Genomic DNA, 25748 nt, shown 5'->3' with positions numbered 1-25748 from the left:
GGCGGACGTGATCGTCATTGGCGCCGGGCTGCATGGGTTGAGCACGGCCTGGCATCTCGCGCAGCGCGGCGTGCGGGTGGTCGTGCTCGAAGCCGACTATGCCGGGCGACATGCCTCTGGCGTGAACGCCGGCGGGGTGCGGACGCTCGGCCGGCACCTGGCGGAAATCCCCCTGGCGCTGGCGTCGCGCGCGCTCTGGCACAACCTGCCGGCGCTGCTGGGGACGGATGCGAGCTTTGTCGCCAGCGGTCAGCTCAAGCTGGCCGAAAGCGACGAGGAGCTGCAGGAATGTCGGGACCGAGTCGCTCACCTCCAGGCGCATGGTTTCTCCCATGAGGTGCTCGTCGATCGGCAGGAGGTCTTCGAACTCCTGCCGACGGTGGCGCCCCATGTGGTGGGAGGCATCTGGGTGGCGGACGATGGCTACGCGACGCCTTACCGGGTAGTGACGGCGGTTCGGCAGGCAGCGGAGCGCCTGGGCGTGGTGCTGCATGAGCAGACGCCTGCGCTAGCCATCATGCAGCGAGGCACCCGTTGGCAGGTCGAGACGCGCCAAGGGCGGTTCGCGGCGGACCAGCTGGTGGTGACGGCCGGTGCCTGGGCGGGGCGCCTGGCTGCCGAAGTGGGCGAGCCGGTACCCACCTATCCGCAAGGCCTGATGTTGATGGTGACCCACCGGGTAGCGCCCTTCTGCAGGCAGGTACTCGGCGCCACCGGCCGCGCCCTGTCCTTCAAGCAATTCGACAACGGCACGGTGGTCATTGGCGGCAAGTTGATCGGAGCCCTGGACTTCGATGCCCGCCACGGCGAGGTCGATATCGCTCGGCTCGTGACCAGCGCCCAGACCGTGACGGATCTCTTTCCGCACCTCAGGCATTTGGGCATCAACCGCGCCTGGTCCGGTATCGAAGCCTTCACCGAGGACGATCTGCCCGTCATCTCAAGCAGCAGTCGCGCCAGTGGCCTGACCTACTCGTTCGGTTACTGCGGCAGCGGTTTCCAGATGAGTCTCGGCACCGGCCAGCGCGTCGCGCAGCTGGTGCTGGGCGAGTCTTCACCCATCGATCTCGCGGCCTTTGCCATCGATCGCTTCCACAGAGATTTCTCAACCCCCAGGCAACCCAAGGAGCCTATATGCAACCCATTACCCGTATCGAAACCAACCAGCGCATGAGCCGGGTCGTCCAGTACAAGGGCGGCATCACCTTCGTCGGCGGCCAGACGGCCAATGATCGCACCCAGGACATCAAGGGGCAGACCGCGCAGGTGCTGCAGAAGATCGACGACTACCTGGCCAAGGTCGGCCTGGACAAAACGCGCATCCTCAGCGCCCAGGTATGGCTCTCGGACATCCAGGCCAACTTCGCCGGCATGAACGAGGTGTGGGACGCCTGGGCACCGGAAGGGCAGGCACCCGCGCGGGCCACGGTGGAATCCAGGCTGGCGGCACCGGAATTGCTGGTCGAGATCGCCATTGTCGCGGCGGCGGAGTGAAGACAGGCGCAGTGGCTCGCGTTCGATGGGACGCTGCGCTTATCTCAAACCTTTAGCAGAGCCCGTTTGTGGGGTACGGCTGACCTGGCTACACACCTGCGAAGATCGCTGGAGCGGGTGCGTGATGTAAGACGTTCGTCGGGCAAAGGGGGAGGCCTAGGGCTGGCAAGGTTGCTCGACCAGGCCCAACCGCCGTGTCTACTCGACGGTAGTCGCTTGAGCGCTGGTGTACCGGGAGCCGGAAAGTTTTCGGCGGACCCTCTCGTCCAATAACCCCTGAGCGATGGTGCAGGCAACTCGCCTAGCATAGACGCATGAAGATCCGCAGCGGCATGGTTCATAGGCGTGTCTAGACCATGAAGCCTAGGTCACCGGCTTACCCAGCTTGCTGCCGTCATCCGCGCTGAGCCTGCAGGAACACCGCGAACAGCTCCGACTGCGACTTGATGCCCAGCTTGCTGTAGACGTGCTTGCGATGCACCTTCACGGTCTCAGCCGAAATGGCTAATTTGCGCGCCACCTCTTTGCTGGAGTACCCGCTGAGGACCAGGCGCGCCACTTCCAACTCGCGACCGGTCAGCGCCGTTTCCACTTGGCGAGCCATCCGCTCAAGGCGCTCCTGCCAAGGGGGAGCGGCTGTTGGCTCGCTGGGCTCCGGCTCGTACCGCAGGCGCTGGCGCACCAGTGCCGTAACCCAGGGCGCTACCAGGGAGAGCAGGGCTATCTGCTCGGGTTGAAACCGTTGCCGTGAACCCAGTGACAGACACAGCGTTCGAGCACTGGGGAGGGCAACATTGAATTGCACCTCGTCAGCGACCACGTTGAGGCTGAAATAGCGCTGGTAGTAGTCCGTTTGCTCGAAACAATCAGGCGCGATTTCGCTCAAGCGCACGAGACCTTCCCGCTGGCTCTCGCGACTGGCGATGTAGAAGGGGTCGAGCAGGTACAGGCCGTGCAGGTAGTCCTGAAAGAGCCGGTCCGGTGCACCGTCGTCGGCGGGACTTTCGGCTAACACCTGCGGGCGTCCCTCGCTAAAGATCAGGGCCACCCAGCTGTCGTGATGTACGTACTGCTCCAGCGCGCGGGTCATAGCACGCCAAAAATGCGGGCGTTCGAGCGCTTCGATGAGTTCGGCCACGGTCTGATGGAAGGCGATGTCGTGCAAGGTCATGGTCATCTGTCTACCCCTATGGGGTTACCCCGCGTGCGTAATTCCGCCTGTGTGGCTCCGCCTCCATACTCGACTTCGGACGGAGGGGCGTTCGCATTCTGTGTTTGCCCCCCCACGTGATGCAACACTAGGAACGGAGCCCCGTCATGCAAGTTGAACTCGCTCAGCTCACCGGTCGTGATGGTAATACGGCCCATAATCTCGCCCAGGCCCTGCAGGCTATCGCGGCGTGCAGGGCGGGCACTCGCCTGCTGGTGTTCCCGGAGACCTACCTGACGGGCTTTCCGACGCCAGAAAACGTTGCGGCCCTGGCTGAGCCTTTGGATGGCCCGAGCCTGACCGCCATCGGCAAGGCAGCGGCTGCGCGTGGGCTGGCTGTTGCCATCGGTTTTGCAGAAGACGACGGTGGCACGTTCTATAACACCACTGTGTTGATGGACGGGCAGGACATTGTGCTGACCTACCGCAAGACGCACCTGTGGGCGTCGGATCGCGGCGTGTTCGCGCCGGGCGATCGCTACGCCACTGCGCTGCTGGACGGCGTACGGGTCGGCTTGCTGGTGTGCTTCGACATCGAATTCCCTGAGAGCGCACGGGCCCTGGGTGAGCTTGGCGCAGAGCTGCTGATCGTCACCAACGGCAACATGGACCCCTACGGGCCGACGCACCAAACCGCGATTATGGCGCGGGCGATGGAAAACCAGGCCTATGCGGTCATGACCAACCGGGTCGGCGCAGGGGACGACGGTCTGGTATTCGCCGGTGGCAGTGCAGTGGTCGACCCCAACGGCAGCCTGCTGCTGGAAGCCGGTCGAGAGCCCTGCGCGCAGTCCATCTCCCTGGACTTTCATCGCTTGGCCGAAGCCCGCCGTGACTATCGCTACCTGGAAGAGCGCCGCATGACGCTGCCAGGTACGCGTATCGACCATGCCAATGGCGTGCGTGAGCTACTGATCCCCTGACATTTTCCTTCTGAAGGGCGCCACAGACGCGCCCGTTGCGGCCTTGCCGCGCGCTTTTGCCGACTTCGGTCCTGCCATAACAACGTATAAAATGGGAGTAACCAGTAATGGCTCGTCTGCAACGATCCCTCTCTCTAGGAGCGGTGGTGCTGTTCGGCATCGCCTACATGACGCCGATCATCGTACTCGGCACGTTCGGCATCCTTGCCGAGATTACCCACGGTGCCGTATCAGCGGCTTACCTGGCCGCTGCGGTGGCGATGTGCTTCACCGCGCTGAGCTACGCGCGCATGGCCAAGCTGTTTCCGGTAGCCGGATCGGCTTATAGCTATGTGCGCCACAGCATCAGCGATCACCTCGGGTTCATCGCCGGCTGGGCGGTGTTGCTGGACTACCTCTTCCTGCCGATGGCGATCTGGCTGATTGGCGCGGCTTACCTTCATTCGGCGTTCCCGCAGCTACCCCAGGCAGTTTGGGTGCTGACGTTCATCCTGGTCACCAGCGTGATCAACATCTTTGGCCTGCACCTGGCCAAGGGCATCAACAGCGTACTGATGTTGGTGCAGTTTTTGGTACTGCTGGCTTTCGTGGCGCTGTGCGTGCATTACGTGCTGGGCGACGCCAGCAAGCCGCTGTTGTCGTTGCAACCGTTCTTGGGCGAGGGCGTGAACCTGTCCCTGGTGATGGCCGGCGCGGCGGTAGCCTGTTACTCCTTCCTGGGCTTTGATGCGGTCAGCACCCTGACCGAGGAAACCCGCGACCCCCAGCGCACCATTCCTCGGGCGATCCTGCTGATCACCCTGATCGGTGGACTGATTTTCGTGGTCACGGCCTATTTCGTTCAGCTGGCCCATCCGTCCACCCTATTTGAAAGCAGCGATGCGGCCGCTTACGAGATCGCGCGCAATATCGGGGGTGACCTGTTTGTGTCGGTCTTCCTGATCGGGTTGATCGTGGGCCAGTTCACCTCGGGCTTGTCGGCGCAGGCCAGCGCCTCGCGACTGATGTTCGCCATGGGCCGCGATGGCGTGCTGCCCCGGGCGCTACTGGGCACCCTGAGCCCGCGCTTCGGTACGCCGGTAGGCGCTATCCTGGTCTGCGCGGTAGTGGCGCTGCTGGCCCTGAGGCTCGATGTCACCACCTCGACCTCATTCATCAACTTCGGCGCCTTTCTAGCGTTCAGCCTCGTGAACCTCTCAGTGATCGTTCACTTCGCACGCCAGCCGCAGAAGCGTGGCCCCCTACAACTGGTGCTCTACCTACTGTGTCCACTCATCGGTATGTTGGCGACGCTCTGGCTGATGATCAGTCTTGACCGCTTGGCGATCATGCTTGGCTGCAGCTGGCTGCTGCTCGGTGGACTCTATCTGGCTTGGCTGACGGGAGGTTTTTGTAGTCGCCCGCCCGCACTTAGTTTCGAAGCTGAGCAAGGGTAAGTAACGCGCTTTTCGCTGTGCAGGGCAGGTACCCAGCCAAGCTGGCGAAGGCGTGTGAGTACAGCTGCTTCGCCGGTGGCCACATACCGAACCATTGCCGTATCGGCTGCGGGTGGCCTCTATGCACTCAGCTCAGGCGCCGGCCAAGGTTTGGCGTCAGGAGCCGGCGACACGGTTTAGGGGTGGCACCCAAAGCACGCCTGGAATGAAGCTGGTGTGTGGATCACAGCCGCCTACCGCTTTTAATGACTGATCCTTACGCCAAGGCCCTGCGTAGATCAGCGCGTTAGCGCTCAGGAAACCACTTCGACCCTTACCAATCCCAGCTGCCTGAACGGCGTCAGAACCTCACCCGCCGTCGCATCGGTAATCAGCGTCCAGTCCGTCTTTAGCGGCGTCCAGTGTTGCTGGCGATCCCGGCCCAGCTTGGTCGAGTCGGCAAGCACGAAGACCTCAGCGGCCTGTTGGATCATCAATTCCTTGAGGTAGGCCTGCTCAGTGCTGGCCTCACAGAGGCCGCGGCCGGCGACCACGCCGTCGGCGCTGAGGAAGACCTTGTCTGCCGAGAGTCGCTCCAGCATGGTGAAGGCCGCCGGGCCGAAGGTGGACATGCTGCCGGGGCGCAGGTCGCCGCCGAGCAGGGTGACGTGGCCTTCAGGCAGATCACGCAGCAGCGGCACCGCCAGCAGGTTGTTGGTGATGACGTGCAGACCGCGCCGCTCGCTGAGCAGTTTGGCCAGCGCGGCGGTCGTCGTGCCGCCGTCCAGCACCAGGGTGTCGTGGTCGTTGATATGGGCAAGAGCGGCGCGGGCGAGGAGGGCTTTCTCTGGACCGGACTGGCTGCTGCGTTGCTCCAGCGACGGCTCCGGCTCACGGGTACCGATGTGGGTCGCGCCGCCATAGGTCCGCAGGATCTGGCCTTCCTCCGCGAGGGCAGTCAGGTCGCGGCGGACCGTGGCTTCCGACACCCCCAGATGCCGGCACAGGGTTTCGACGTTGGTGTGACCAGCCAGGACCAGCTCGAGGATGGCCTGGCGACGTTTGGCGACCTTCATGGGGAATCCATCGGGAGAGACCGCGCTACTCTAGCGCAGTCACGCTTCCCCCACATCACAGCGACGCGCCACCGCAGACCGTCAGCGTCTGGCCGGTGAGGGCGCCGGCATCCGGACCGAGCAGGAAGGCGGTCAGGCCCGCAACCTCTTCAGGCTGCACGTAGCGACCCAGCGGGGGCAGCCGCGGTGGCGTGCCGGCGCGGCCCGGGTCACGCAGCATGGGCGTCTCGGTCGCCCCGGGTGCCACCAGGTTCACGGTGATGCCCCGCGAGGCCGATTCCAGCGCCCAGGAGCGCACCAGGCCCACCAGGGCCGCCTTGGTGGCAGCGTACTGGCTGCGTCCGGCCGCGCCCTGCATGGTGCGGCTGCCGATCAGCACGATGCGACCACCCGTAGCGAGGCGCTCGATCAGGCGGTCCACCAGCCGACTGGCCACGGCGACGTGCAGGTGCCACATGGCCGCGCCGTCGGCCGGGTCCAGGGCGCCCAGTGGCGCTGTACGCATGAAGCCGGCCGCGTGGACGATGGCGTCGAGCATGCCGATGTTGGCCAGCACGCCATCCAGCGCCTGGTCATCGGCCAGGTCGACACCGATCCAGGTCAGTGCCGGATGCGTTTGCTCTGGCGGGCGGCGGCTGAGGCCGGTCACCCGCCAGCCTTCGGCGAGCAGTCGCTGAGCGATGGCCGCGCCGATGCCGGAACTGACGCCGGTCACCAGGGCGTGAGGCGGAGTCATCATCGCCATCTCCTCTAACGCAGCGCCGCCAGTGGCAGCCGGACGTGCTTGATGCGCTGGCGGAAGTAGGTGAAGGCCAGGTGCACATCCCCGTCGGCCGCCTGTACCAGGCTGGGATAGGAGTACTCGCGATTGAGCTTCTCGGTGGAGTTGTTGGTCAGGCAGTAGCCATCGCCGGCTTCAACATCCAGACGTCGCCAGGTATGCCCCTCATCCGTAGACACGGCCAGGCTCATGGGGCCGCGCGGCACGCCCCAGACAGCGCTGCGCTCACCATCCTTCGCCACCGGATCGACGCGGCTGTCGCCATCGTCGATCTCGTCGTAGAGCGAGGCGCGGCGCTCGCTGTACTCGGCGGCGCTAGTAGGGTTGTAGGCCACCACCAGTTCGCCGCTGGTGAGGCGAACGAACTGGATGGACGAGTTGTTGTTGGGCAGGGCCGTCGGGGTGGGGACGCTCCAGCTGCGACCACCGTCCTGGGAGCGGCTGGCGTGGATGAAGTCCGCCCAGCGACTGCGGAACAGCGCCAGCAGGCTGCCGTCACCCAGCCGCTGGATATTCATGTGCACGCAGCCGGTGCTCTCCGGTACTGCATGTTCGGTCCAGCTACGGCCCTGATCGCCTGAAATCAGCACGGCGCTGGTGTCATGGCTGCCTACCCACTTTTCGCCGGGGCGGGCGATGCAGTGGAAGATCGGCAGCAGCCAGTCGCCGTTGGCCAGCACCACCGGCGGTTGGCGAACGAAGGTTCCGGGGGTGTCGATCAGCGTCTCGATGGCGCCCCAGCTGTGGCCGCCATCGGTGGATAGGCGACGACGAACGATGGCGGTGTCCTGGTTGCCGGCCACCTGAGCCGTCCACAGTAGCCACAACGGGCCATTCGGCGCCTGGAACAGGATGGGGTTCTGCTCGGAGCGGGTCGGGTCGTCCGACAGTTGCACGGGCTCGCTCCAGATGCCGGTCTTCGGATCGCGGCGGCTGAGCAGGACCGAGATGTCGGCCTTGCCTTCCTGGGTCCCGGCGAACCAGGTGCACAGCAGGGTGCCGTCAGGCTGAGCCAGCAGGTTGGCGGCGTGGTTCTGCGGATAGGGCGTCGGCAGGAAGCTGTCCTGGCGGCCAGCGATGGCGATTTCAGTGATGGACATGGGGGACCTCGGCAGGAGCGGCTTTGGCGGCGGGCTGGGGAAAGAGACGTTCGATGACCACGACGATGGCAGGCGTCGCCAAGGCAACGTACATGTTGTCGATGCCATAGGGATTGCCCAGCAGATACCAGACGCTGGTGGTGATGGTCGAGGCCAGCAGGCCCAGGGTCGCACCGCGGTTGGTGGCGAACAGCGGCAGGTAGATGGCGATCATGGCGATCACCGCGATGGACAGGCGCAGCGCCCGGGTAAAGAACGACAGGTTGAGGATCTCGGGCACGAAGAACACGAAGAACAGCGGCACGAAGCCGATGATCAGCGAGATCACCCGGGTAGCCTTGAATTCACGCTCGGGCGTGGGCTTGCGCAGCGGCACGTAGAAGTCCCGGACCACCAGCGAGGCGATGGCCAGGGCCACGGTGCTGACGCTGACGAAGATGGAGGCGACCAGGGAAATGGTCACCACGCCGGCCAGTACCGGGTGCATCGACTGCAGGAAGACCGGCAGGGCATAGAGGCTGCTCATCTCCGGATGCAGGTACCTGGACGCGACCCCGATGAAGCCCAGAGCCAGGGAGATGGGAATGCACAGCAGCGAGGCATGGAAGGTGGAGCGTTGGGCGGCGCGGGCATCCTTGGTCGAGGAGATGGCCTGGATGATGAACTGGGTGGAGAAGATCGCTCCGACGGTACCGATGATCCAGGCGAAGATCTTGCTGCCGCCAATGGCGCCGTCCCAGGTGAAGTAGTGCTCCGGCATGTTCTGCATGACCGGGGTGAAGCCACCGGTCATGTGCAGGGCCACGCCCAGGACGATGAGCACGCCCACGTACTTGACCGAGGTGTGCAGGATGCTGACGTAGGCCACGCTCTTCAGCCCGCCGAAGACGTAGTACAGGGTACTGACAATGGCGGTGATGAAGGCCGCGGTGGGCAGGTTGATCTTGAGCACCGTGGCGATGGCCGCGGCGCCGCTGACGTAGTTGCCTACGTTCACCAGCAGGAGGGCGTAGATCATGATGATCGACACCATCAGCTTGGTGGACAGGCCGTACTTCTGCGCGATGAAACCGGAGATGGTGAATTCGCCGGAGGCATAGAGCTTGCGCGCCATCAGCAGGCCGAACAGCGGAAAGCCGATGGCCGCGGCGATAACCGACCAGGATGCGGCGAAACCACTCTCGAAGGCGGCCTGGGCGGTGCCCACCGTGGACTTGGCGCCGATGAACTCCGACATCATCAGGATGCCCACCACGAAGGCCGGCATGCTGCGCGCGGCCACCATGAATTCGCCGCTGGTGCGGCTGCGCAGGCGGATGCTGAGCCAGGTGGTGAAGAGGATGTAGACCACCACCATCCCGACGATGATGGCGGTGCTTTGCACGTCGAAGGTTTGCATGCGAGTGATTCCTGTTGTTGTTGTTGGATAGCACTGGCGTTACGGGAAAAGCGGTCGTTCCTCAGGCGATGGCGGCCTGGCTGGCACGGCGCCGGCTGGCGAGTTCGGTGGCCTGGCGCAGCGCTTCGATGAGGCTGCGCTCGTCGGCGATGCCCTTGCCGGCGATGTCGAAGGCGGTGCCGTGGTCGACCGAGGTGCGGATCACCGGTAGGCCGACGGTGACGTTGACCCCGGCTTCCAGGCCCATGACCTTGACCGGGCCGTGGCCCTGGTCGTGGTACATGGCCACTACGCAGTCGAAGTCGCCGCGCCCCGCGCGGAAGAACAGGGTGTCGGCGGGTAGCGGGCCTTCCACGCGCCAGCCGCGGGCGCGCAGCTCGTCGATGGCGGGCTGGATCTTGGTCTCTTCCTCGCCGTAGCCGAACAGGCCGTTCTCCCCGGCATGGGGATTGATGCCGCAGACGGCGATCAGCGGGTCCTGGATGCCGGCGCGTTGCAGGGTGGCGTGGGCACGTTCGATGGTGCGCTTGACCAGGCCCGGCTCGATGCGCGCGATGGCATCGATGATGCCGATATGGGTGGTGACGTGGATGACTTTGAGGATCGGCGTCATCAGCATCATCGACACCTCCTCGGTGCCGGTGAGGTGCGCCAGCAGCTCGGTGTGGCCCGGGAAGATATGGCCGCCCGCGTGCAGGGCTTCCTTGTTCAGCGGGGCGGTGCAGATGGCGTCGAGTTCGCCCGCGGAGGTGAGCTGCACGGTGCGTTCGATGTAGCGATAGGCGGCGTCGCCGGCCAGCGCGGACAGCTTGCCGTAGGGCAGGTCGGCGGGAATCAGCCCGAGGTCGATGCAATCCACCACGCCGGGTTGGAAGCGTGCCTGATCGGGCCGCTCGATGGCGTTGATCTGCAGGCGACCGCCGACGATGCGATTGGCATCCTCTAGGCGACCGGCGTCGCCGATGACCAGCGGGCGGCAGCTGTCGTAGACCGAGGCGTGGGCCAGGGACTTCATGATGATCTCGGGACCGACGCCGGTGGCGTCACCCATGGTGATGCCGATGACGGGACGTTCAGACATGGTGGGCTTCCTTCTGCAGGGAGGCCGGGGCGGCCTGTGCGGGTAGGCTGGCGCGCAGGTGGCGCCAGGCGTCGAGGAGGGTGTCGGGTTGGCCGAAGCCGCCGGCCTTGGTCACTACCCGCAGGGCACGGCCACGCCAACGGGTGCTGGCCAGGGCCACGCCCGGCGCGAGGGCGCCGTGCAGGTCCAGCGCGGTGATGCCGGCCTGGGCGAGCAGGGCGCGAGCGGTCTCGCCGCCGGTGGCCATGAGGGCGGCGGACTCCTGCAGGGCGGGCTGCAGCAATTCGGCCAGGGCCTGGCTCAGGGCCACGGCCTGGCGCGGGTCTCGGGCCTGCTGGTCAAGACTCACCAGGACGTCTTCGCCGCGGGCGAGTTGCCGAGCGAGGGCCGTGGCCAGCGCGGTACGCTCGGCGGCGCGCTGCGGCTCCAGCAGCCAGGCAGGGGCCAGCCGCTGCCAGTGTTGGCCGCTTCCCGCCACCAGACGTTCGGCCTGGGCCTGGGAGTGCCGGGACATGCTGCCCACCACCGTAAGGATCGGGCCGTCGCTTGGAGGGCGGAGTGCGGTATGGCCGGTCAGGCCCAGGGCAGCGGGCAGCGCTTCGGCGAGACCTGCCGAACCGACCCAGAACAGTTGCTGCGCCAGGGGCGCGGAAGCCCGGCCCAGCGCCTCGAGGTCCGTTTGACGCTCGGCGTCGCAGACCAGCGCGGGCAGACCACTGTCCAGCGCGCGGCGCAGGGCGGCGGCCAGGGCCACCGGCTGACGCAGGGTGGCGATATCGAGCCGCGCACAGCTGATGCCGTGATCGGTCAGTTGAGCGACCAGGTCGGCGCTACCGGTCAGGCCCTCGTTGCGCCAGACATCGGTCTGGTCGACCGGTACGCCGTCCAGGTACTGGAGGCCACCCTGGGTCGTGCGGCCCAGTGCCGGGTAGGCGGGCGCGACCAGGGCCAGGCCACGCGGGGTAAGGGCCGCTACCTCGGCGGCGACATTGCCACGCAGGGTGGAGTCGATCTTCTTGTAGAGCGCGGCGCCCGCCAACGCCGGGTGCCCGAGCAGTGCGGCATGGCGCGCGGCCGCCGCACGCGCATCCAGTCGACGGCTGTCCAGATCCAGTGCCGTCACCGGCGCCTGGGCATCCAGGGCCTCGGCGTCGAGCAGCACCCGGGTCGCCTGGGCCTTGGCGAAGCCCAAGGCGCAGTCGGCGGCGCCGCTGAGGTCGTCAGCCAGGATCAGCAGGCGGGTCATGGCAGCAGGCGCCGGTACAGCGCCTGGATGTCGTCCAGGCTCAGCGGCTTGGGATTGTTGACCATTAGCCGGGTGACCTTGGATGCCGCCACGGCCATCTCTGGCAGGTGTTCCTCGCGGACACCAAAGGCGGCCAGGTCCTGTGGGATCTCCAGGGTGGCGGTCCAGGCGGCGATCTGCTCGATCAGTTTGTGCGCGGCGGCTTCGTCGCTGTCCTCCTCGCGGGCCAGGCCGCAGACCAGGGCGGCGCGCTTCAGGCGTGGCGCGCAACTGTCCAGGTTGAAGGCCATGACATGGGGCAGCAGCATGGCGTTGGCCACGCCGTGGGTGACATGGAACTTGCCGCCCAGGGGATAGGCCAGGGCATGCACGGCGGCCGTGCCGGCGGCGGTCAGGGCCACGCCGCCATAGGTGGAGCCGAGCAGCATATCGCTGCGGGCCGGTACCGAATCCGGCTGCTGGTAGGCCTCGACGATGCTGCCGGCGATCAGGCGCATGGACTCCAAGGCGAAGGTATCGCTGACCGGGTTGGCCTTGTTGGAGATGAAGGACTCCAGGGAATGGGTGAAGGCGTCCATCCCGGTAGCCGCGGTGATGGCCTTGGGCAGGCTCAGGGTCAGCAGCGGATCGAGCAGGACCAGGGCGGGCAGCAGGTGGCGGCTGACCACGCCCACCTTCAGCTCTTCGTCGGGCAGGGTGACGATGGCATTGGGGGTCACTTCCGAGCCGGTGCCGGCAGTGGTCGGCACCAGCACGGTGGGCAGCCCGGCGCGGGCCACCTGGTCGATACCCAGCATGGATCTGAGCGACTGCTCGTTGGTGAGCATGACCGCGAACAACTTGGCGGCGTCCAGCACCGAGCCGCCGCCGATGGCGAGCAGGGCGTCGGGTTGGCGCGGCGCGACCTGCTCGCGAAAGACCTGCTCGATGTTCTCCAGGGTGGGCTCGATCTCGACGTTGTCGATCACGGCCACCTCGATGTCGCGGGCGGCTAGTTGCGCCTTGACGCGCTCGGTCACGCCCAGGCCGTGCATGGCGTTCTGGGTGACCAGCACCACGCGGCGCAGCGGGACGTCGAGGAGGGCGAGCTTGTCGCCGAGCTGATCCAGGGCGCCAGCGCCGTGAACCAGGTGTTTGACGGTCTGGAAATGATAGAGGGACATGGGCGCTCCGGATCAGTCGCGGTAGATGGCCAGCAGGCCTTCGAGCTTGTGTACGGTGGCTTCGTCCAGCGCTGCCACCGGGGCGCGGCAGGGACCGACCGGGACGTTGAGCAGGTCGGCGGCCTTTTTAAGCACCGACGGCATGGTGCCCAGGGCGAAGGCATCGCGCAGCGGCCGCAGCTTTTCCTGGGCGGCGCGGGCGGTGGCGTGGTCGTCGGCCTGGAAGGCGTTCCAGATGGTCATGACCACCTGGGGCACGGCATTGGCGGTGGCGGCCACGGCGCCATCGCCGCCGGCCAGCAGGTTCCAGTAGATGAGGGAGTCGGTACCGGCGAAGACGGCGAAGTCGTCGCTGCGGTACTTCATCATCTGCACCAGGGCGTCGAAGTTGCCGGCGCTGTCCTTGATGCCCTTGATCTGCGGGTGCTGGCTCAGAGTGGCGACAGCGCCGATGCCGATCGACATGCCGGTCTTGGCCGGAATGTTGTAGAGCATGAGCGGCAGCGGGGAGGCGTCGCCAATGGCTTCGTAATGCGTGATCAGCTCTTTCTGGCTGACGGCATTGAAGTAGGGCGTGATCACCGAAAGGGCATCGACGCCGCGATCCGCCATCTTTTTGTTCAGTTCAATCACTTCGTGAGTGGCAAAGGCGCCGGTACCGGCGACCACGGGGACCCGGCCGCCCGCGGCGTCTACCGTGAGCTCGGCGATACGCAGCTTCTCGGCTTCGGAGAGCGCGAAGAATTCGCCATTGGTACCCAGTACGAACAGGCCATGGACGCCAGCGCCGATTAGGTTTTCGATCAAACCGCGCAAAGCGTTTTCATCGACACGTTGCTGGGCGTCAAAAGGGGTAACGAGGGCGGGAACGATGCCGCGGAATTTCATGGTCATGCCTACCTTGTGATTGTTCTGATCACAATAAAGCATGTTTTGATCTAATCGATCAATAGTGGTCTGACGATTTTGCGCGTTCGATGAGCCTGTGCACCTCTAAAGGCAATAGCTCATTTGCGAAGCAACTATTGACTCGGATTGCTCGGCAATAGAGACGGATAAACGTAATGGCAGCCTCGGCGCGGCGCCTTCACGCGTCTGAAGGGACGAATGTTCAAGCTATGGGTAAGGAGTGGTGCCTGTTGGGTCCGGCAAGCTATCCCGCTGATCCCTCTGACAAAATTGTCATCCCGCAGTACCCGTTCCTGACCGAACGATCAGGATAATTTGGCGAGGTCATCTCCTGGACCTCCAATCATGTCGCGCTTTCTTTCTTCCCTAACCGTCACGCTGCTGGGCGCTGCCTTGCTCGGTCAGGCGCAGGCGGCGCTGCCGCAGCATCCCGATCTCGACCTTGCTGCCGCGCAGCGACTGGCAGAGGCCGCGCCCTGCAGCGCCGCGCTGGCGGTGCTCGACCGCAGCGGTCAACTGATCCTCCTGCAACGCGATACCCGCGTCGGACCGCACAACGCCGAGGCGGCGCGGCGCAAGGCCTTTACTGCCCTGTCCACCCGCACCCCGTCACAGGCGTTGGCCGAGCGCGCCCGGCAGAACCCGGATGCGGCCAATCTCGTCACCCTGCCCGAATTGCTGCTGCTGGGCGGTGGCATCCCCCTCTACGAAGGCGACCAGCTGGTCGGCGCCCTGGGCATCGCCGGTGCCGGCGGTGGCGGGGCGGATGAGCGCTGTGCGCTGGCGGCTGCTGAACACCTCAACCTCACCTCTCATCCTTGAAGGAGATTTTCATGAAGACGTTCGTTCTGTTGTCCGGCCTGGCCCTGTCCGGCTTCGCGGTCGCCGCACCTAACCCCCTGAGTGTCCATGTGCTCAACCTGGAAGACGGCAAGCCGTCGGCCGGCGTACATGTGACCCTGGAACGTCAGGTGGGGCAGGGCTGGCAGCCGCTGGCGGAAGAGGTCACCAACGAGCAGGGCCGGGTGCCGGCGCTGTTTCCCAAGGAAAAGACCTTCGAGAAGGGGGAATACCGCGTGGTCTTCAAGACCGGCGACTACTACCGCCAGCAGGGCCGCAGCGCCTTCTTCCCCGAGATCCCGGTGGTGTTCGACGTCACCCAGCCGGAGCAGCACTACCATATCCCGCTGTTGCTCAGCCCCTATGGCTTCAGCACCTACCGCGGTTCCTAGTTCGCCGGCGAGGCGTCGGTCCTCGCGCCTGTCCACCGCGCTCGTGCAGGCACAGTGCGGTTGGCGGCAAATTCCAGCGCTGGGATCCTGCCATGCTTGGTGAAGGCCATTCGCGAGCGGTCGAGGCCCTGCACGAATGGCGCCTCTCCGCGCGGTATTCCTGAGCATAGGAGCGGCATCTCCGCTAAGGGGTAATGGGTCGTCCGCGATGTCGGTGGGGGTAGGGCGGATCTTCGGATCGTTCCAGGCCCTGGGCCACCTCGGCTCCTACTGGCTCACGGACAAGTCTTCTAATTGCTATGAGTGCCTCATTCGGTACGGGTCTCTTAAGTGAGTCCTAAGCGGCAAAACGTAGCGTTGATAGCGTCATTCATGAGGGTGCCCGGTTACTTTTTTATCGGCGCCGTTGATTATGTATGACTAATTACCTTCGTCATCGCCGATAGGGAGCTGATGGCATGCCACTCGAGCAGCTTTCAAACCGCCTGTACAAGGTCCTTGATGACGCGCGTCCAGGTGGCTCGCCGCTGTGAGCCGGGACTTCGCGCCCCTGCGTAACAGTCAACGGGGCCCGGTGCTCCTGCTGGCCTCCGGACCTTCGGCTGCCGAACTCAACCTGGACGCCTGGCAGGACGTGCCGATCATCACCATGAACGGTGCCATCGCCAAGCTGAGCGGGAGCGGCATCCGTCCGCTCTTTTACGTCTGCAGCGACCTGAGCTTTGCCGAGCAGCAACCTGAACTCTATGAATGCGGGCTCGAGCAGGCGCAGCGGCTGGCATTGTGGCCGACGGCGATCGAAAGCCTGGCGGAAAGCCGGCAGGCCAAGGCTCACGCGTTGCGACGAGCGCCCAGTACCCGGCTGGAACACTACCTCGGGCTGGAGCGCGACCAGGCCGAACGCACGCTCACCCTGCTCAGTCGCCGAGCGCGCGACATCGGCTTCAGCCGGGACATGGACTACGGCATCTTCGATGTCCGGACCGTTGCCTTCATCGCCCTGCAACTGGCCTATCACCTGGGCTTTACCAAGATCTATCTGGCCGGTGTCGACCTCAATGCCCGAGCTCCACGCTTCTACGAAGGCGGCGCGGACGCGAGATCGCCCTGTGGGCTGGACGAGCATCTGCACAACCGTATCCTGCCGGGGCTCAAGGTCATGCAGGACGTCATGACCGCCGCGGGCCGCCAGGTCTTCAATCTGTCGCGCTGCAGCTGTATTCCTGCGCAACTCATCCCACGCGCCGACCTGGCCGCCGTCGAGGCGGGCTGGCTGGGCCAGCGGACCCGTCAGGCCAGTTGAGCGCGCTCGATGTTTCGGTAGCGCATCGAGAGGTCTGGATGGCAGGGACCGCCGGACCTTTGGCTGCTGCGCTCGATCACTGCCAGCCCAGGGTAAGACCCCAGACCACGACGTAGCGCGTGGCCTTGGCCAGGCTCACCACCACTAGAAAGCGCCACAGGGGTTCGCGCATCACCCCGGCCACCAGGGTCAGGGGATCGCCGATCACGGGGGTCCAACTGAGCAGCAGCGACCACCAGCCCCAACGCTGGTAGGCCGCCTGGATGCGCGCCAGGCGCTCCGGCGACAGCGGAAACCAGCGGCGTGGGCGAAAGCGTTCGAGATGGGTGCCCAGCCACCAGTTCAGCGTCGAGCCGGCGACATTGCCCAGCGTCGCGGCCAGCAGCAGGAGGGGCGTGGCATAGCGCTCGGTGAGCAGCAGCCCGGCGAGGGCCGCTTCCGATTGCAGGGGCAACAGGGTGGCCGACCCAAAGGCGAGGGCGGCCAGGCCCAGGTAGACGCTCAGGGCTTCCAGGATGGAGCTCCAGCAGGGCAGGCCATGAGGAGGCTGTCTCGGGTCGAGGGGAAGCCGCGGAGCATAGCGCGAGGGACCGGACTATGCCTCCTCGCGATCCTGAGCCCCGGTGCTCACTCCAGCCGCGCGAGCCAGTCCGCGACCGAGTCCCCGCTGCTGATATCGGGCTGCACCAGGCCATCGATCATGAAGGTCGGCGAGACGTGGATGCCGTTCTGCCGGGCGTACTTGCAGTGCCACTTGATGGCGTGCTGCAGGTCCGGATTGGCGAAGGCATCGGCCAGGGCCAGGCCGCTGTAGCCTTCCAGGCGCGCGATGATGTCATTGGGTGTGGCGTCGCGATTGGGCCCGGTGGCGTGATCCTTGAACTCGAATTCCTCGCGATGGGCCGCCACCGCTGCCAGCACCACCTTGGCGCTTTCCTTGCCGCCTTCGAGGGCGGCGGCGGCCAGCACGCAGCGCACCACGACGCCGGAGAACAGGTGCCAGGGCTGGGATTGCAGGCGGATCTTCAGGGTGATGCGGTCCGGTCCGGCCTGGGCCAGCAGGTCGTCCAGCTTGTTGAAGGCCTTGACCGAAAAGGGGCAGGTGGGCTCGAGAAAGACTTCGAAGGTGTGGGGGCCATGGCCCCAGGTGAGGGTGTCGGCGTACAAGGTAGGACTCCAATGGCGAGACGTTGGGGTTGAGACCGCACGCCGTCCCGGGCGTTTTGCCTCAGTCGGGACGGCGCGGGATGCCTCAGGGAATCAGTCGCCGCCGACGCATGTCCTCCAGGTGCGCGAGCAGGACCTCGTCCGATCTCAGCATCATCTGCCCGAAGCCGGCCTGCCGCGCCTTGGTCACATCGAAGATGGCATCCTTCTCGACATGAAAGATGAAGTCGCCGAAGGCCCCGGGCGCGATCCGCTCGGGATCGGCCTCGGCCAGTCCTTCGCGCTGCGCCAGCGCCTGCCAGACCGGCTTCAGGGCGGTCAGGCGCTGAGCCAGGGAGATGGGTTGCGGCTCGCCGTCGTCCAGCCCGAACCAGTCGGCCAGCTGTGGCCAGACGTGACTCCAGCGAAAGACATCGCCGTTGGTGAGATTGAAGGCGCCATCGCGCTGCTCTTCGGCGGCCCAGACCGCGGCTTCGCCCAGCAGCGGCGCGGCCGTGACGTTGACCAAGGCGCCGCGATAGGCCTGCTCGGTTCCGGGGAATTGCATGGCGGTACCGGTCGCCTTGCACAGCGCGCCATAGAGACCGATCAGGTTGCCGAGGTTCATGGCCGAGCCCAGCGAGTGGCCGATAACGATGTCGGGGCGCAGGGCGGTCCACCGGATGCCGTCGGCCTCCAGGCTGCGCACGAAGTCTTCATGGCGGAAATAGAGGTTGGGCGGGAAGTGGCGGCTGTCATCCTCGCGGGCTGGGGTCTTGTACACCCCCAGGTGGGCGCCGTAGATCTTGCCGCCCTGGACGAAGGTGATGCGGGCCAGAGGCGCGCCAGCGCTACGCACTGCGGCGACCAGGTTCTCCAGCATGGCGGCGTTTTCGTCCGCCTCGACGCCCGAGTCAGGGTTGGGCTTGAGGGCGCTGTAGAAGAGATGGGTCACACCGGCGAGATGGGCCTTGGCCGCGGCCAGGCTCGCCGGGTCCAGCAGGTCGGCGGTCAGGTGCGGAAAGCGACTGGGTGCCTGTCGCGAGCGGCCGACGGTGTTGATGGACCAGCCGGCGTTGGCAAAGGCTTCCAGCACGGCCTGGCCGATGATGCCGCTGGCGCCGGCGATGAGGAGCTGTCGTTCGGTCATGGGGTCTCCCGATAGCGTGGGTGGGCTGATGAAGGGGAGACCCAGGCAGAGGGCGATTTGTCCCCGTGTCGGGCTGGACGGTAGACGGACGAACGCCGGTGTCCTGCTCGCGCAAGCAGGGCTACTGTGAGAGCACTGCCTGCTGCCGCGGAGGACCGCGCCTTGACCCATCCGTCCCGTACGCCTGCCGTCTTTCAATCCCTGCTCGGCGAACTCGTCACCGCCCTGGATCTGTCTGCCGCCCAGGCGGCAAACCTGCAGGTCCGGGGCAACGACAGCCTGGCCTCCTGCTTTCCGGTCAGCGACCTCGCCACGGCGGCGATCGGGGTCGCCGGCCTGGCCGCCGGCGACCTGCTGGCCGAAGGGGCACCCGGATTGCCGGTGCAGGTGGACCGGCACCTGGCCGCGGCCTGGTTCAAGACATCCCTGCGTCCCCTGGGCTGGGAATTGCCCGCCGTCTGGGATGCGATCACCGGCGACTACCGTACCCGCGACGGCTGGCTACGGTTGCACGCCAATGCGCCCCATCATCGGGAGCGCGCCCTGGCCGTGCTGGGCTGTGGCAATAGCCATGACGCCGTGGCGCAGGCCATGGCGGGCGGGTCGGGCGAAGACCTGGAGACGGCCATCGTCGCGGCGGGCGGCTGCGCGGCGAAGCTGCGCACCCAGGCGGAGTGGCAGGCGCATCCCCAGGGGCAGGCCGTTGGCGCCGAACCGCTGATCGCTCAGGAATGGACAGTCGCGGATATCGCCAGCAATTGGCGGCCCGATCCACAGCGTCCGTTGCAGGGCATCCGCGTCCTCGACCTGACCCGCATCCTCGCCGGGCCGATCGCCACCCGCCTGCTGGCCGGGCTGGGCGCCGAGGTGCTGCGGATCGATCCGCCCGACTGGGACGAACCGGCCCAGGCACCCGAGGTGACCCTGGGCAAGCGCTGCGCGCGACTGGACCTCAGGCGCCCCGCCGATCGCCAGCGATTCGAGGCGCTGCTGACCTCGGCAGACATCCTGGTCCACGGCTATCGCGCCGATGCGCTGGAGCGACTGGGCTACGGCGTCGCTGCACGTCGCGCGCTGAATCCCGGGCTGATCGATATTTCGCTCTGCGCCTATGGCTGGAGCGGTCCCTGGGCGCTCCGTCGGGGCTACGACAGCCTGGTGCAGATGTCCTGCGGTATCGCCGCAGCGGGTCGTGAGTGGCAGGGCGGTGAGCAGCCGGTGCCCTTGCCGGTGCAGGCGCTCGATCATGCTACCGGCTACCTCATGGCGGCCGCCGCCCTTCGCGGGCTGGCGCTGCGTCAGCGGGAGCGGCGAGCTATGACGGCGCGACTGTCCCTTGCCCGTACCGCCGTACTACTGACCGAGCGACCGGGCGCGAGTGGTGGTCCGGCGTATGGAGGGCCGGAGGAGGGCGACTATGGCGAGACGCAAGAGCCGACCGCTTGGGGGCCGGCGCTGCGCTTGCGGTCGCCGCTGAGGATCGGCGAGGTCGAGTTGCAGTGGCGTCGCCCCGCGACTCGTCTTGGCTCCGCGACCGCGGACTGGAGTCGCTAGCGGCGGCGGAGAGATGCCGCCGCCGTCCGCTCTGCCGGATTAATCGAAATCGCTGGCCGAATGCCGCTCCGCCAGTTGCTCACCCGGCTTACCCCAGGTGCGATTGACCCGCCGACCGCGCTGCACCGCCGGCCGGGCGGCGATGGCCTGGGCCCAGCGCTGCACGTGGCTGTAGTCCTGTACCGAGAGGAATTCCGCGGCGTTGTACAGCTGGCCCAGTACCAGATTGCCGTACCAGCTCCAGATGGCGATGTCGGCGATGCCGTACTCCTCGCCGGCCACATAGGTGCGCTCGGCCAGCAGGCGATCGAGCACATCGAGTTGGCGCTTGGCTTCCATGGCGTAGCGGTTGATGGGGTATTCGAGCTTTTCCGGCGCATAGGCGTAGAAATGGCCGAAGCCGCCGCCCAGGAAGGGCGCCGAGCCCATCTGCCAGAACAGCCAGTTCAGGGTTTCGGTGCGACCGGCGTGATCCTTCGGGATGAAGGCGCCAAAGCTGTCGGCGAGATAGAGCAGGATGGCACCGGACTCGAAGACGCGCAGCGGCTCGGCGCCGCGGCGATCCACCAGGGCCGGAATCTTGGAATTCGGATTGATCTCAACGAAGCCGCTGGAGAATTGGTCGCCCTCGCTGATGCGGATCAGCCAGGCGTCGTATTCGGCGTCGGCATGACCAGCCGCCAGCAATTCCTCCAGCAGGATGGTCACCTTCATGCCGTTGGGCGTGCCCAGGGAATACAGCTGGAAGGGATGCTCGCCGACCGGCAGTTCCTTGTCGTGGGTCGGGCCGGCGATGGGGCGGTTGATGCTGGCGAAGTTGCCGCCGGAGGTGGTGGGGGTCCAGACGCGTGGGGGGGTATAGGATTCGGTCATGGTGGCACTGGCCTCAGTCGGCAAGGGTTGGTAGTTCGATCATAACCGAACTTTGCGTCCGGTCTGTTCAATGGCTCGCAAGCTGGCGATAAACCCTGTCTCGCATTCATACGACAGCAGGGCTCAAGGGCGGCTGCTGATCACAGACCCGCTCGACGCCGCAGGACCGAGACGCGACAGGCCGTTCAGGCGTTCTGCTCGGTCAGCCGCTGTACCGTCAGGGTGCGGTACTGACGTGGGGTCATGCCCTTGAGTTGGTGGAAGCGTCGATTGAAGTTGGAGATGTTGTTGAAGCCGGCTTCGAAGCAGATGTCGGTGACCGGCATGCTGCTGTGGGAGAGCATCTCGCAGGCCTTGCTGATGCGCAGGCTGTTGACGAATTCGACGAAGGTGCGACCGGTGGCCTGGCGGAAGAAGCGCGAGAAATAGGTGGGCGTCATGCCCAGGTGTTCGGCCACTTCTTCCTGGGTGAAATCACGCTGGTAGTGATCGAAGATGAAATTCAGCGCCCGGTTGGTGCGATCCACCGCCTGTTCGCTGGCCGTGGCCGGCTCGACGCTGCCGGACAGCAGCTGGTAGCGCTCCGAGGTGGCCAGTGCCTCCATCAGTACCAGGAAATGACCGAGACGGGTGGCGCCGCCGCTCTCGGAGATCTGTTGCAGCAAGGCCTCGGCGCGAGCGATCAGCTGCGGATCCTGGAATTCGATGCCGTAGCGGGCGCGTTCCAGCAGCGGCGCCAGGCCGCTGAGTTCGGGAAACACCGCCGTGGCGTTGTCCACCGTCTCGTTGGTGAAGTTGACCAGCATGTCGCGCTTGGCCACCACCTCGCCCTCGGCGACGCGGCTGATCCAGTTGTGCGGCAGATGCGGCCCGGTAAGGAACAGGCTGCCCGGATAGAAGTTGCCGATGTAGTCGCCGATGAAGGCGGTCCCCGAACTGGCCACGATCAGGTGCAGCTCGTATTCCTTGTGGAAATGCCAGCGCACCAGCGGGCAGGGAAAACCATGCTCCCGGTAGATCACCGAGTGACCGCTCAGGTCCTCCATCAATTCGTAGGAGGGATTGCGCTTGCGCAAGGACTGACTCATGGACCGCCCCGTCGTTCTTGTTGGCCTTGATCCTGGCCCTGTTCGACGTCCGTCGCAACCCCGGGTTCAGCCGGTGCGCAGGATCACCGCCGCGCGCAGCTTGCCGCGGCCGAAGCGACTCATCTTGTCGAACTCGGCGTGGGACACGGGGATGTGCTGGCAATCCAGTTCGCGGCGATGCTGGCTGTGGTCGACATCGGGATCGTGCAGGTAGACGAAGTCCTCGTCGCAGTCGGTGACCAGCACCCAGTGCGGCCCCTTGGCCTTGGTCAGGCGGAAGGAGCTGATCAGCACCAGCGGAAAGGCGCCCTGGTCGACCCAATGGGCGATGTCCAGGCGCGTCCGGTACAGGCGCTCGATGGGCGACTGCTTGACCTCGGCGCTGAAGTCCTCGTGCACCAGGCGCATCACCTCCTTCTTTTCCTCGCTGCGCACGCCGTCGAGAAACAGGGGCCCCCGGGTATTGACCTGCAACGTGACCTTGAATCCGCGGCGCAGCGCAGCCAGGGCCAGACCATGGGGCCCGCAGCCGCCGTGGCCGGCGGTCATGTAGATGGTGGTAGCCTCGCGCCACAGCCGCAGTTCCTCGCGCCGTTCCAGCGGGCGGCCCGGCTGCAGGGCGCCCATGGCCATCAGCAGACTGGCCGGGCCACAGGTGAAATCGGTGGTCTGGCGATAGAAGGGCACCGGGCGGGCCTGGCCTTCGCGCGGCTGGCGGATGCGCTTCTCGAAGCGCAGCGCCTGACTGTGGTCTTCGTAATAGTCCTCCACCGTGGCGAAGGGCAGATAGCCGTTGCGCTCGTAAAGGGCGATGGCGGCGGCGTTGTCCGGCCGGACCTCCAGGCGCAGGTAGGCGCAATCGCGCTCCACCGCCTCGGCTTCGGCAGCCTCCAGCAGGCGCTGGCCCAGGCGATGACCGCGGGCCTCGGGATCGACGGCGATGGAATAGAGCCGCGCCAGCGAGGTGTTCTGGTGGAACAGCACCAGGGCGTAGCCGGCCACCTGGCGGTCATTTTCCGCCAGGATCAGGACCGCGTTCGCACGGGTGAGCATGTAGTGGAAATTGCGCCGGGAAAGGCGGTCATAGCTGAAGCAGCGGGCTTCCAGATCGACCAGCGCCGCCAGATCGTCCAGCCCGGCGGGCCTGAGCATGAAACTCATCGCGAAGGATTCTCCTGGAGCAGAGCGGGCAGCCTGGCATGGTTAAGCAACGGTTAATAGCACCCGCGTTACAACAGTTGGAGTGGTCCGGCGGCATCCGGGTTTCCGCCGGGACCACGCCCCGCAACCAGGAGGTCCAGTGAGCAAGCTGTATATCGTCGTGGAACGCAAGGAAGACTGGTCGTCCTACTATCCCAGCGAAGACGTCATCACCGCCCAGGAATACCTGGAGCAATCCAACGAACAGGACAATGGCAAACGCGTGCAGGTGATCAACCTGTGCCGCAGCCAGAAGTACCTCGGCCACGGCTACTACTGCTCGCTGCTCGCCGAAGCCCGCGGGCACAAGGTCATCCCTTCGGTGCGCACCATCAGCGAACTGGCGCGCAAGTCCCTCTACGGCCTGGCGCTGGAGGACCTGGACAAGCTGCTGACCAAGGCGCTGGCCGGTCATCCCTATGGCAGCGCCGATGGCTTCACCCTCACGCTCTACTTCGGCAACACCGACATCGCGCCCCTGCAGGACCTGGCGCGCCAGGTGTTCGAAGCCTTTCCCTGTCCGCTGCTGCTGGTGGAATTCCGCCGCGACCGCGCCGGCTGGCACATCGGCGGCCTCAAGCTGGGCAGCATCCACAAGCTGCACGAGCAGCAGGAAGACCTCTTCGCCAACGCCCTCGACGGCTTCAGTCGCCGCGTCTGGCTCAAGCCGGGGCGCCGTGAGAAGTACCGCTTCGACCTGGCCATCCTGCACGACCCCAAGGAAGCGTTTCCGCCCTCCGATGCCAAGGCACTGAAGAACTTCGTGCGCGTCGGCAAGCACCTGGGGCTGGACGTGGAGCTGATCGAAAAGAAGGATTACGCGCGGCTGGGCGAATTCGATGCCCTGTTCATCCGCGAGACCACCGCCATCGACCACCACACCTATCGCTTCGCCAAGAAGGCCGAAAGCGAGGGGCTAGTGGTGATGGACGACCCGCGCTCCATCCTGAGATGCACCAACAAGGTCTATCTCGCCGACCTGCTGCGCGCCCACAAGCTGGACATGCCGGCGACCGAGATCCTCTACAAGGACAATCCCGGCCAACTCGAAGGCCTCGGCGAACGCCTGGGCTTTCCGCTGGTGCTGAAGATTCCCGATGGCTCCTTTTCCCGTGGCGTCATCAAGGTCGAGGACGCCGCGCAGCTGCGCAAGGCCAGCGCCGAGTTGTTCGAGCGTTCGGTACTGCTGCTGGCCCAGGAATTCTTCTATACGGAATACGACTGGCGCATCGGCGTGCTCAACCAGGAGCCGATCTTTGCCTGCCAGTACTTCATGTCCAAGGGGCACTGGCAGATCTATGACCACAGCGCCAGCGCCACCGAGGTCAGTGGCGATTTCCGCACCCTGGCGGTGCAGGACGCGCCCCATGCGGTGGTCGAGCTGGCGGTACGCACAGCCAACCTGATCGGCGATGGTCTCTATGGCGTGGATCTGAAACAGGCGGGCGACAAGTTGGCGGTGATCGAGGTCAACGACAACCCCAACATCGATTGCGGGGTCGAGGATCTAGTGCTCAAGGACGATCTCTACGCCCTGGTGCTGGAGGAATTCATCCGGCGGCTGGAGTCGCAGCGCGGCGGACAGCCCTGGTAAGGCGCCAGGGTCGCGGAGCGGGTGAGGGCAGGGCCTCACCCGTCGCTCAAAGCGCGATCAGGCGCCGTGGCACTTCTTGAATTTCTTCTCGCTGCCGCACGGGCAGGGATCGTTGCGACCCACTTCCTTCAGCGGATTGCGCACCGGCTCCTGGGCCGGGCCATGGTTGCAGTGCGGGCCGTGCACATGGTGGGCATGGCCGTGATCGTGGTCATGGTCGTGATTGCAATCGGGACCGTGGACGTGTTGGTTCATCTCATAACTCCGGGATGTAGGCGCCAGGCACGAACTGCCCCTGGCGAGAAAAATGGACACTGCGCCCGAACAGCCAGCCGGTCTTCACCCGACCGCGCAGCCGATAGTTGATCGGCTGGTTGGGGTCTTCCAGCATGCGACCGACGTCCTTCACGTAGCGCCACAGATTGGTCTGCACCGGCACCGAGAAGCTGCGCTGACCATTGGCCGGCACCGACGAATGCAGGTTGGCGGTCCCCTGGGACAGCAGCAGATCGTTCAGGTAGACGGTATAGGCCAGGCTGCGCACGGGCAGGGCGCTGTCGTTGGGATTCTGGACGCGGAAGTGCAGCACGAAGTCCTGGCTCCACAGCCGGGCGCGGATCAGCTCCACGCCGGTCAGTTCGACCTGGGGCTCCTCATAGTTGCGCCCGATGTAGGTACAACCGCCAAGGCTGCTCAGCAAGACGCCGAGCAGGGTGATGAACAAGGCCTGGCGAAGCATGCGGCACTCCCGTTTTCTGCGCAGTTTAACAAGCACCGATTGCTGCACAAGTCGGGGCCGCTTCGGCACAGG

Annotated in this window: 26 protein-coding genes; 9 read left to right on the top strand and 17 right to left on the bottom strand. The window is 65.6% G+C overall.

The genetic code is table 11. The annotated features are described in order from the left end of the window. Window positions 1–7: 7 nt before the first annotated feature. Window positions 8–1174: an FAD-binding oxidoreductase gene (locus OXS31_RS03215; protein WP_252977092.1), complete on the top strand. Its 1167-nt coding sequence runs from the start codon at window positions 8–10 to the stop codon at window positions 1172–1174. Then, window positions 1135–1494 carry a RidA family protein gene (locus tag OXS31_RS03210; RefSeq protein WP_027596893.1) on the top strand — a complete coding sequence of 120 codons (360 nt, stop codon included), beginning with the start codon at window positions 1135–1137 and terminating at the stop codon, window positions 1492–1494. Before OXS31_RS03215 ends, OXS31_RS03210 begins: the two co-directional genes overlap by 40 nt. 394 nt (window positions 1495–1888) lie before the next feature. On the opposite strand, the gene OXS31_RS03205 is transcribed toward OXS31_RS03210, so the two are convergent. Then, on the bottom strand, window positions 1889–2671 hold the full coding sequence (locus tag OXS31_RS03205) for a LuxR C-terminal-related transcriptional regulator (protein ID WP_074584381.1): 783 nt from the start codon (window positions 2669–2671) through the stop codon (window positions 1889–1891). 140 nt (window positions 2672–2811) lie between these two features. Here OXS31_RS03205 and OXS31_RS03200 point away from each other — a divergent pair, with 140 nt between their 5' ends. Beyond that, window positions 2812–3627, top strand: a complete 816-nt coding sequence (locus OXS31_RS03200; protein ID WP_267397923.1) for a carbon-nitrogen hydrolase family protein — start codon at window positions 2812–2814, stop codon at window positions 3625–3627. Between the two features lie 107 nt (window positions 3628–3734). Continuing rightward, window positions 3735–5063: an APC family permease gene (locus tag OXS31_RS03195; protein WP_267397922.1), complete on the top strand. Its 1329-nt coding sequence runs from the start codon at window positions 3735–3737 to the stop codon at window positions 5061–5063. A 293-nt stretch (window positions 5064–5356) separates the two neighbouring features. On the opposite strand, the gene OXS31_RS03190 is transcribed toward OXS31_RS03195, so the two are convergent. From OXS31_RS03190 to dapA, 8 genes are all read right to left on the bottom strand, one after another. After that, a complete protein-coding gene (locus tag OXS31_RS03190; protein WP_267397921.1) occupies window positions 5357–6118 on the bottom strand; it encodes a DeoR/GlpR family DNA-binding transcription regulator in 762 nt (253 codons plus the stop codon). Between the two features lie 55 nt (window positions 6119–6173). Beyond that, a complete protein-coding gene (locus tag OXS31_RS03185) occupies window positions 6174–6857 on the bottom strand; it encodes an SDR family oxidoreductase (RefSeq protein ID WP_139346959.1) in 684 nt (227 codons plus the stop codon). Between the two features lie 11 nt (window positions 6858–6868). Further along, entirely contained in the window at window positions 6869–7999 is a 1131-nt protein-coding gene (locus tag OXS31_RS03180) for an exo-alpha-sialidase (RefSeq protein ID WP_077172217.1), read from the bottom strand. Further along, window positions 7986–9398 (bottom strand): sodium:solute symporter family protein, encoded by a 1413-nt coding sequence (locus OXS31_RS03175; RefSeq protein ID WP_267397920.1) that lies wholly within the window; start codon window positions 9396–9398, stop codon window positions 7986–7988. The genes OXS31_RS03180 and OXS31_RS03175 overlap by 14 nt, the downstream gene beginning before the upstream one ends. A 61-nt stretch (window positions 9399–9459) precedes the next feature. Further along, on the bottom strand, window positions 9460–10479 hold the full coding sequence (gene pdxA / locus OXS31_RS03170; RefSeq protein ID WP_267397919.1) for a 4-hydroxythreonine-4-phosphate dehydrogenase PdxA: 1020 nt from the start codon (window positions 10477–10479) through the stop codon (window positions 9460–9462). After that, a complete protein-coding gene (locus OXS31_RS03165) occupies window positions 10472–11725 on the bottom strand; it encodes a four-carbon acid sugar kinase family protein (RefSeq protein WP_144960319.1) in 1254 nt (417 codons plus the stop codon). The genes pdxA and OXS31_RS03165 overlap by 8 nt, the downstream gene beginning before the upstream one ends. Continuing rightward, a complete protein-coding gene (locus tag OXS31_RS03160; protein ID WP_042135738.1) occupies window positions 11722–12888 on the bottom strand; it encodes an iron-containing alcohol dehydrogenase in 1167 nt (388 codons plus the stop codon). The genes OXS31_RS03165 and OXS31_RS03160 overlap by 4 nt, the downstream gene beginning before the upstream one ends. A gap of 12 nt (window positions 12889–12900) precedes the next feature. After that, window positions 12901–13776 carry a 4-hydroxy-tetrahydrodipicolinate synthase gene (gene dapA / locus OXS31_RS03155; protein ID WP_278895023.1) on the bottom strand — a complete coding sequence of 292 codons (876 nt, stop codon included), beginning with the start codon at window positions 13774–13776 and terminating at the stop codon, window positions 12901–12903. Between the two features lie 366 nt (window positions 13777–14142). On the opposite strand from dapA, the gene OXS31_RS03150 reads away from it, so the two are divergent. The 3 genes from OXS31_RS03150 to OXS31_RS03140 all read left to right on the top strand — a co-directional run bounded on the left by OXS31_RS03150 (window position 14143) and on the right by OXS31_RS03140 (window position 16332). Then, on the top strand, window positions 14143–14619 hold the full coding sequence (locus tag OXS31_RS03150) for a heme-binding protein (protein WP_267397917.1): 477 nt from the start codon (window positions 14143–14145) through the stop codon (window positions 14617–14619). A gap of 11 nt (window positions 14620–14630) precedes the next feature. Next, entirely contained in the window at window positions 14631–15029 is a 399-nt protein-coding gene (gene uraH, locus OXS31_RS03145) for a hydroxyisourate hydrolase (protein ID WP_027602718.1), read from the top strand. A gap of 529 nt (window positions 15030–15558) precedes the next feature. Then, a complete protein-coding gene (locus OXS31_RS03140; protein WP_267397916.1) occupies window positions 15559–16332 on the top strand; it encodes a lipopolysaccharide biosynthesis protein in 774 nt (257 codons plus the stop codon). A gap of 76 nt (window positions 16333–16408) precedes the next feature. Here OXS31_RS03140 and OXS31_RS03135 read toward each other — a convergent pair whose 3' ends face one another. The 3 genes from OXS31_RS03135 to OXS31_RS03125 form a co-directional block, all read right to left on the bottom strand. Then, window positions 16409–16846, bottom strand: a complete 438-nt coding sequence (locus tag OXS31_RS03135) for a YqaA family protein (RefSeq protein WP_267398223.1) — start codon at window positions 16844–16846, stop codon at window positions 16409–16411. Between the two features lie 113 nt (window positions 16847–16959). After that, the gene (locus OXS31_RS03130) at window positions 16960–17499 is read right to left on the bottom strand and encodes a thioredoxin domain-containing protein (RefSeq protein WP_267397915.1); all 540 of its coding nucleotides are present in this window, start codon (window positions 17497–17499) and stop codon (window positions 16960–16962) included. 85 nt (window positions 17500–17584) lie between these two features. Next, the gene (locus OXS31_RS03125; RefSeq protein ID WP_267397914.1) at window positions 17585–18628 is read right to left on the bottom strand and encodes an SDR family oxidoreductase; all 1044 of its coding nucleotides are present in this window, start codon (window positions 18626–18628) and stop codon (window positions 17585–17587) included. Between the two features lie 162 nt (window positions 18629–18790). Here OXS31_RS03125 and OXS31_RS03120 point away from each other — a divergent pair, with 162 nt between their 5' ends. Beyond that, complete coding sequence (locus tag OXS31_RS03120) at window positions 18791–20182, top strand: CoA transferase (protein ID WP_144955336.1); 1392 nt, start codon at window positions 18791–18793, stop codon at window positions 20180–20182. Window positions 20183–20221: 39 nt separating this feature from the next. On the opposite strand, the gene yghU is transcribed toward OXS31_RS03120, so the two are convergent. The 3 genes from yghU to OXS31_RS03105 all read right to left on the bottom strand — a co-directional run bounded on the left by yghU (window position 20222) and on the right by OXS31_RS03105 (window position 23304). Beyond that, window positions 20222–21055, bottom strand: a complete 834-nt coding sequence (yghU, locus tag OXS31_RS03115) for a glutathione-dependent disulfide-bond oxidoreductase (RefSeq protein ID WP_267397913.1) — start codon at window positions 21053–21055, stop codon at window positions 20222–20224. 185 nt (window positions 21056–21240) lie between these two features. Continuing rightward, window positions 21241–22143, bottom strand: a complete 903-nt coding sequence (locus OXS31_RS03110) for an AraC family transcriptional regulator (RefSeq protein WP_027596884.1) — start codon at window positions 22141–22143, stop codon at window positions 21241–21243. Between the two features lie 66 nt (window positions 22144–22209). After that, complete coding sequence (locus OXS31_RS03105) at window positions 22210–23304, bottom strand: GNAT family N-acetyltransferase/peptidase C39 family protein (RefSeq protein WP_027596883.1); 1095 nt, start codon at window positions 23302–23304, stop codon at window positions 22210–22212. 139 nt (window positions 23305–23443) lie between these two features. Between OXS31_RS03105 and OXS31_RS03100 the strand changes: the two genes are divergently transcribed. Beyond that, window positions 23444–24937 carry a RimK family protein gene (locus OXS31_RS03100; RefSeq protein WP_027596882.1) on the top strand — a complete coding sequence of 498 codons (1494 nt, stop codon included), beginning with the start codon at window positions 23444–23446 and terminating at the stop codon, window positions 24935–24937. Between the two features lie 57 nt (window positions 24938–24994). On the opposite strand, the gene OXS31_RS03095 is transcribed toward OXS31_RS03100, so the two are convergent. Both OXS31_RS03095 and OXS31_RS03090 read right to left on the bottom strand, forming a co-directional pair. After that, window positions 24995–25192: an SEC-C metal-binding domain-containing protein gene (locus tag OXS31_RS03095; RefSeq protein ID WP_007159125.1), complete on the bottom strand. Its 198-nt coding sequence runs from the start codon at window positions 25190–25192 to the stop codon at window positions 24995–24997. Between the two features lies 1 nt (window position 25193). Then, a complete protein-coding gene (locus tag OXS31_RS03090) occupies window positions 25194–25676 on the bottom strand; it encodes an LEA type 2 family protein (protein ID WP_027596881.1) in 483 nt (160 codons plus the stop codon). Between the last annotated feature and the right edge of the window lie 72 nt (window positions 25677–25748).

It is taken from the genome of Pseudomonas sp. GM_Psu_1 (assembly GCF_026544185.1).
GTDB classification, from domain to species: domain Bacteria; phylum Pseudomonadota; class Gammaproteobacteria; order Pseudomonadales; family Pseudomonadaceae; genus Chryseomonas; species Chryseomonas oryzihabitans.
Note: the sequence above shows the minus strand (reverse complement) of the source record. Positions and strands in the feature narration are given on the sequence as shown.

Coding starts and splice junctions, on each gene's coding strand:
- OXS31_RS03210 (WP_027596893.1), top strand. CDS start 1,135: ATGCAACCCATTACCCGTATCGAAACCAACCAGCGCATGAGCCGGGTC.
- OXS31_RS03205 (WP_074584381.1), bottom strand. CDS start 2,671: ATGACCATGACCTTGCACGACATCGCCTTCCATCAGACCGTGGCCGAA.
- OXS31_RS03200 (WP_267397923.1), top strand. CDS start 2,812: ATGCAAGTTGAACTCGCTCAGCTCACCGGTCGTGATGGTAATACGGCC.
- OXS31_RS03195 (WP_267397922.1), top strand. CDS start 3,735: ATGGCTCGTCTGCAACGATCCCTCTCTCTAGGAGCGGTGGTGCTGTTC.
- OXS31_RS03190 (WP_267397921.1), bottom strand. CDS start 6,118: ATGAAGGTCGCCAAACGTCGCCAGGCCATCCTCGAGCTGGTCCTGGCT.
- OXS31_RS03185 (WP_139346959.1), bottom strand. CDS start 6,857: ATGATGACTCCGCCTCACGCCCTGGTGACCGGCGTCAGTTCCGGCATC.
- OXS31_RS03180 (WP_077172217.1), bottom strand. CDS start 7,999: ATGTCCATCACTGAAATCGCCATCGCTGGCCGCCAGGACAGCTTCCTG.
- OXS31_RS03175 (WP_267397920.1), bottom strand. CDS start 9,398: ATGCAAACCTTCGACGTGCAAAGCACCGCCATCATCGTCGGGATGGTG.
- pdxA (WP_267397919.1), bottom strand. CDS start 10,479: ATGTCTGAACGTCCCGTCATCGGCATCACCATGGGTGACGCCACCGGC.
- OXS31_RS03165 (WP_144960319.1), bottom strand. CDS start 11,725: ATGACCCGCCTGCTGATCCTGGCTGACGACCTCAGCGGCGCCGCCGAC.
- OXS31_RS03160 (WP_042135738.1), bottom strand. CDS start 12,888: ATGTCCCTCTATCATTTCCAGACCGTCAAACACCTGGTTCACGGCGCT.
- dapA (WP_278895023.1), bottom strand. CDS start 13,776: ATGAAATTCCGCGGCATCGTTCCCGCCCTCGTTACCCCTTTTGACGCC.
- OXS31_RS03150 (WP_267397917.1), top strand. CDS start 14,143: ATGTCGCGCTTTCTTTCTTCCCTAACCGTCACGCTGCTGGGCGCTGCC.
- uraH (WP_027602718.1), top strand. CDS start 14,631: ATGAAGACGTTCGTTCTGTTGTCCGGCCTGGCCCTGTCCGGCTTCGCG.
- OXS31_RS03125 (WP_267397914.1), bottom strand. CDS start 18,628: ATGACCGAACGACAGCTCCTCATCGCCGGCGCCAGCGGCATCATCGGC.
- yghU (WP_267397913.1), bottom strand. CDS start 21,055: ATGACCGAATCCTATACCCCCCCACGCGTCTGGACCCCCACCACCTCC.
- OXS31_RS03110 (WP_027596884.1), bottom strand. CDS start 22,143: ATGAGTCAGTCCTTGCGCAAGCGCAATCCCTCCTACGAATTGATGGAG.
- OXS31_RS03105 (WP_027596883.1), bottom strand. CDS start 23,304: ATGAGTTTCATGCTCAGGCCCGCCGGGCTGGACGATCTGGCGGCGCTG.
- OXS31_RS03095 (WP_007159125.1), bottom strand. CDS start 25,192: ATGAACCAACACGTCCACGGTCCCGATTGCAATCACGACCATGACCAC.
- OXS31_RS03090 (WP_027596881.1), bottom strand. CDS start 25,676: ATGCTTCGCCAGGCCTTGTTCATCACCCTGCTCGGCGTCTTGCTGAGC.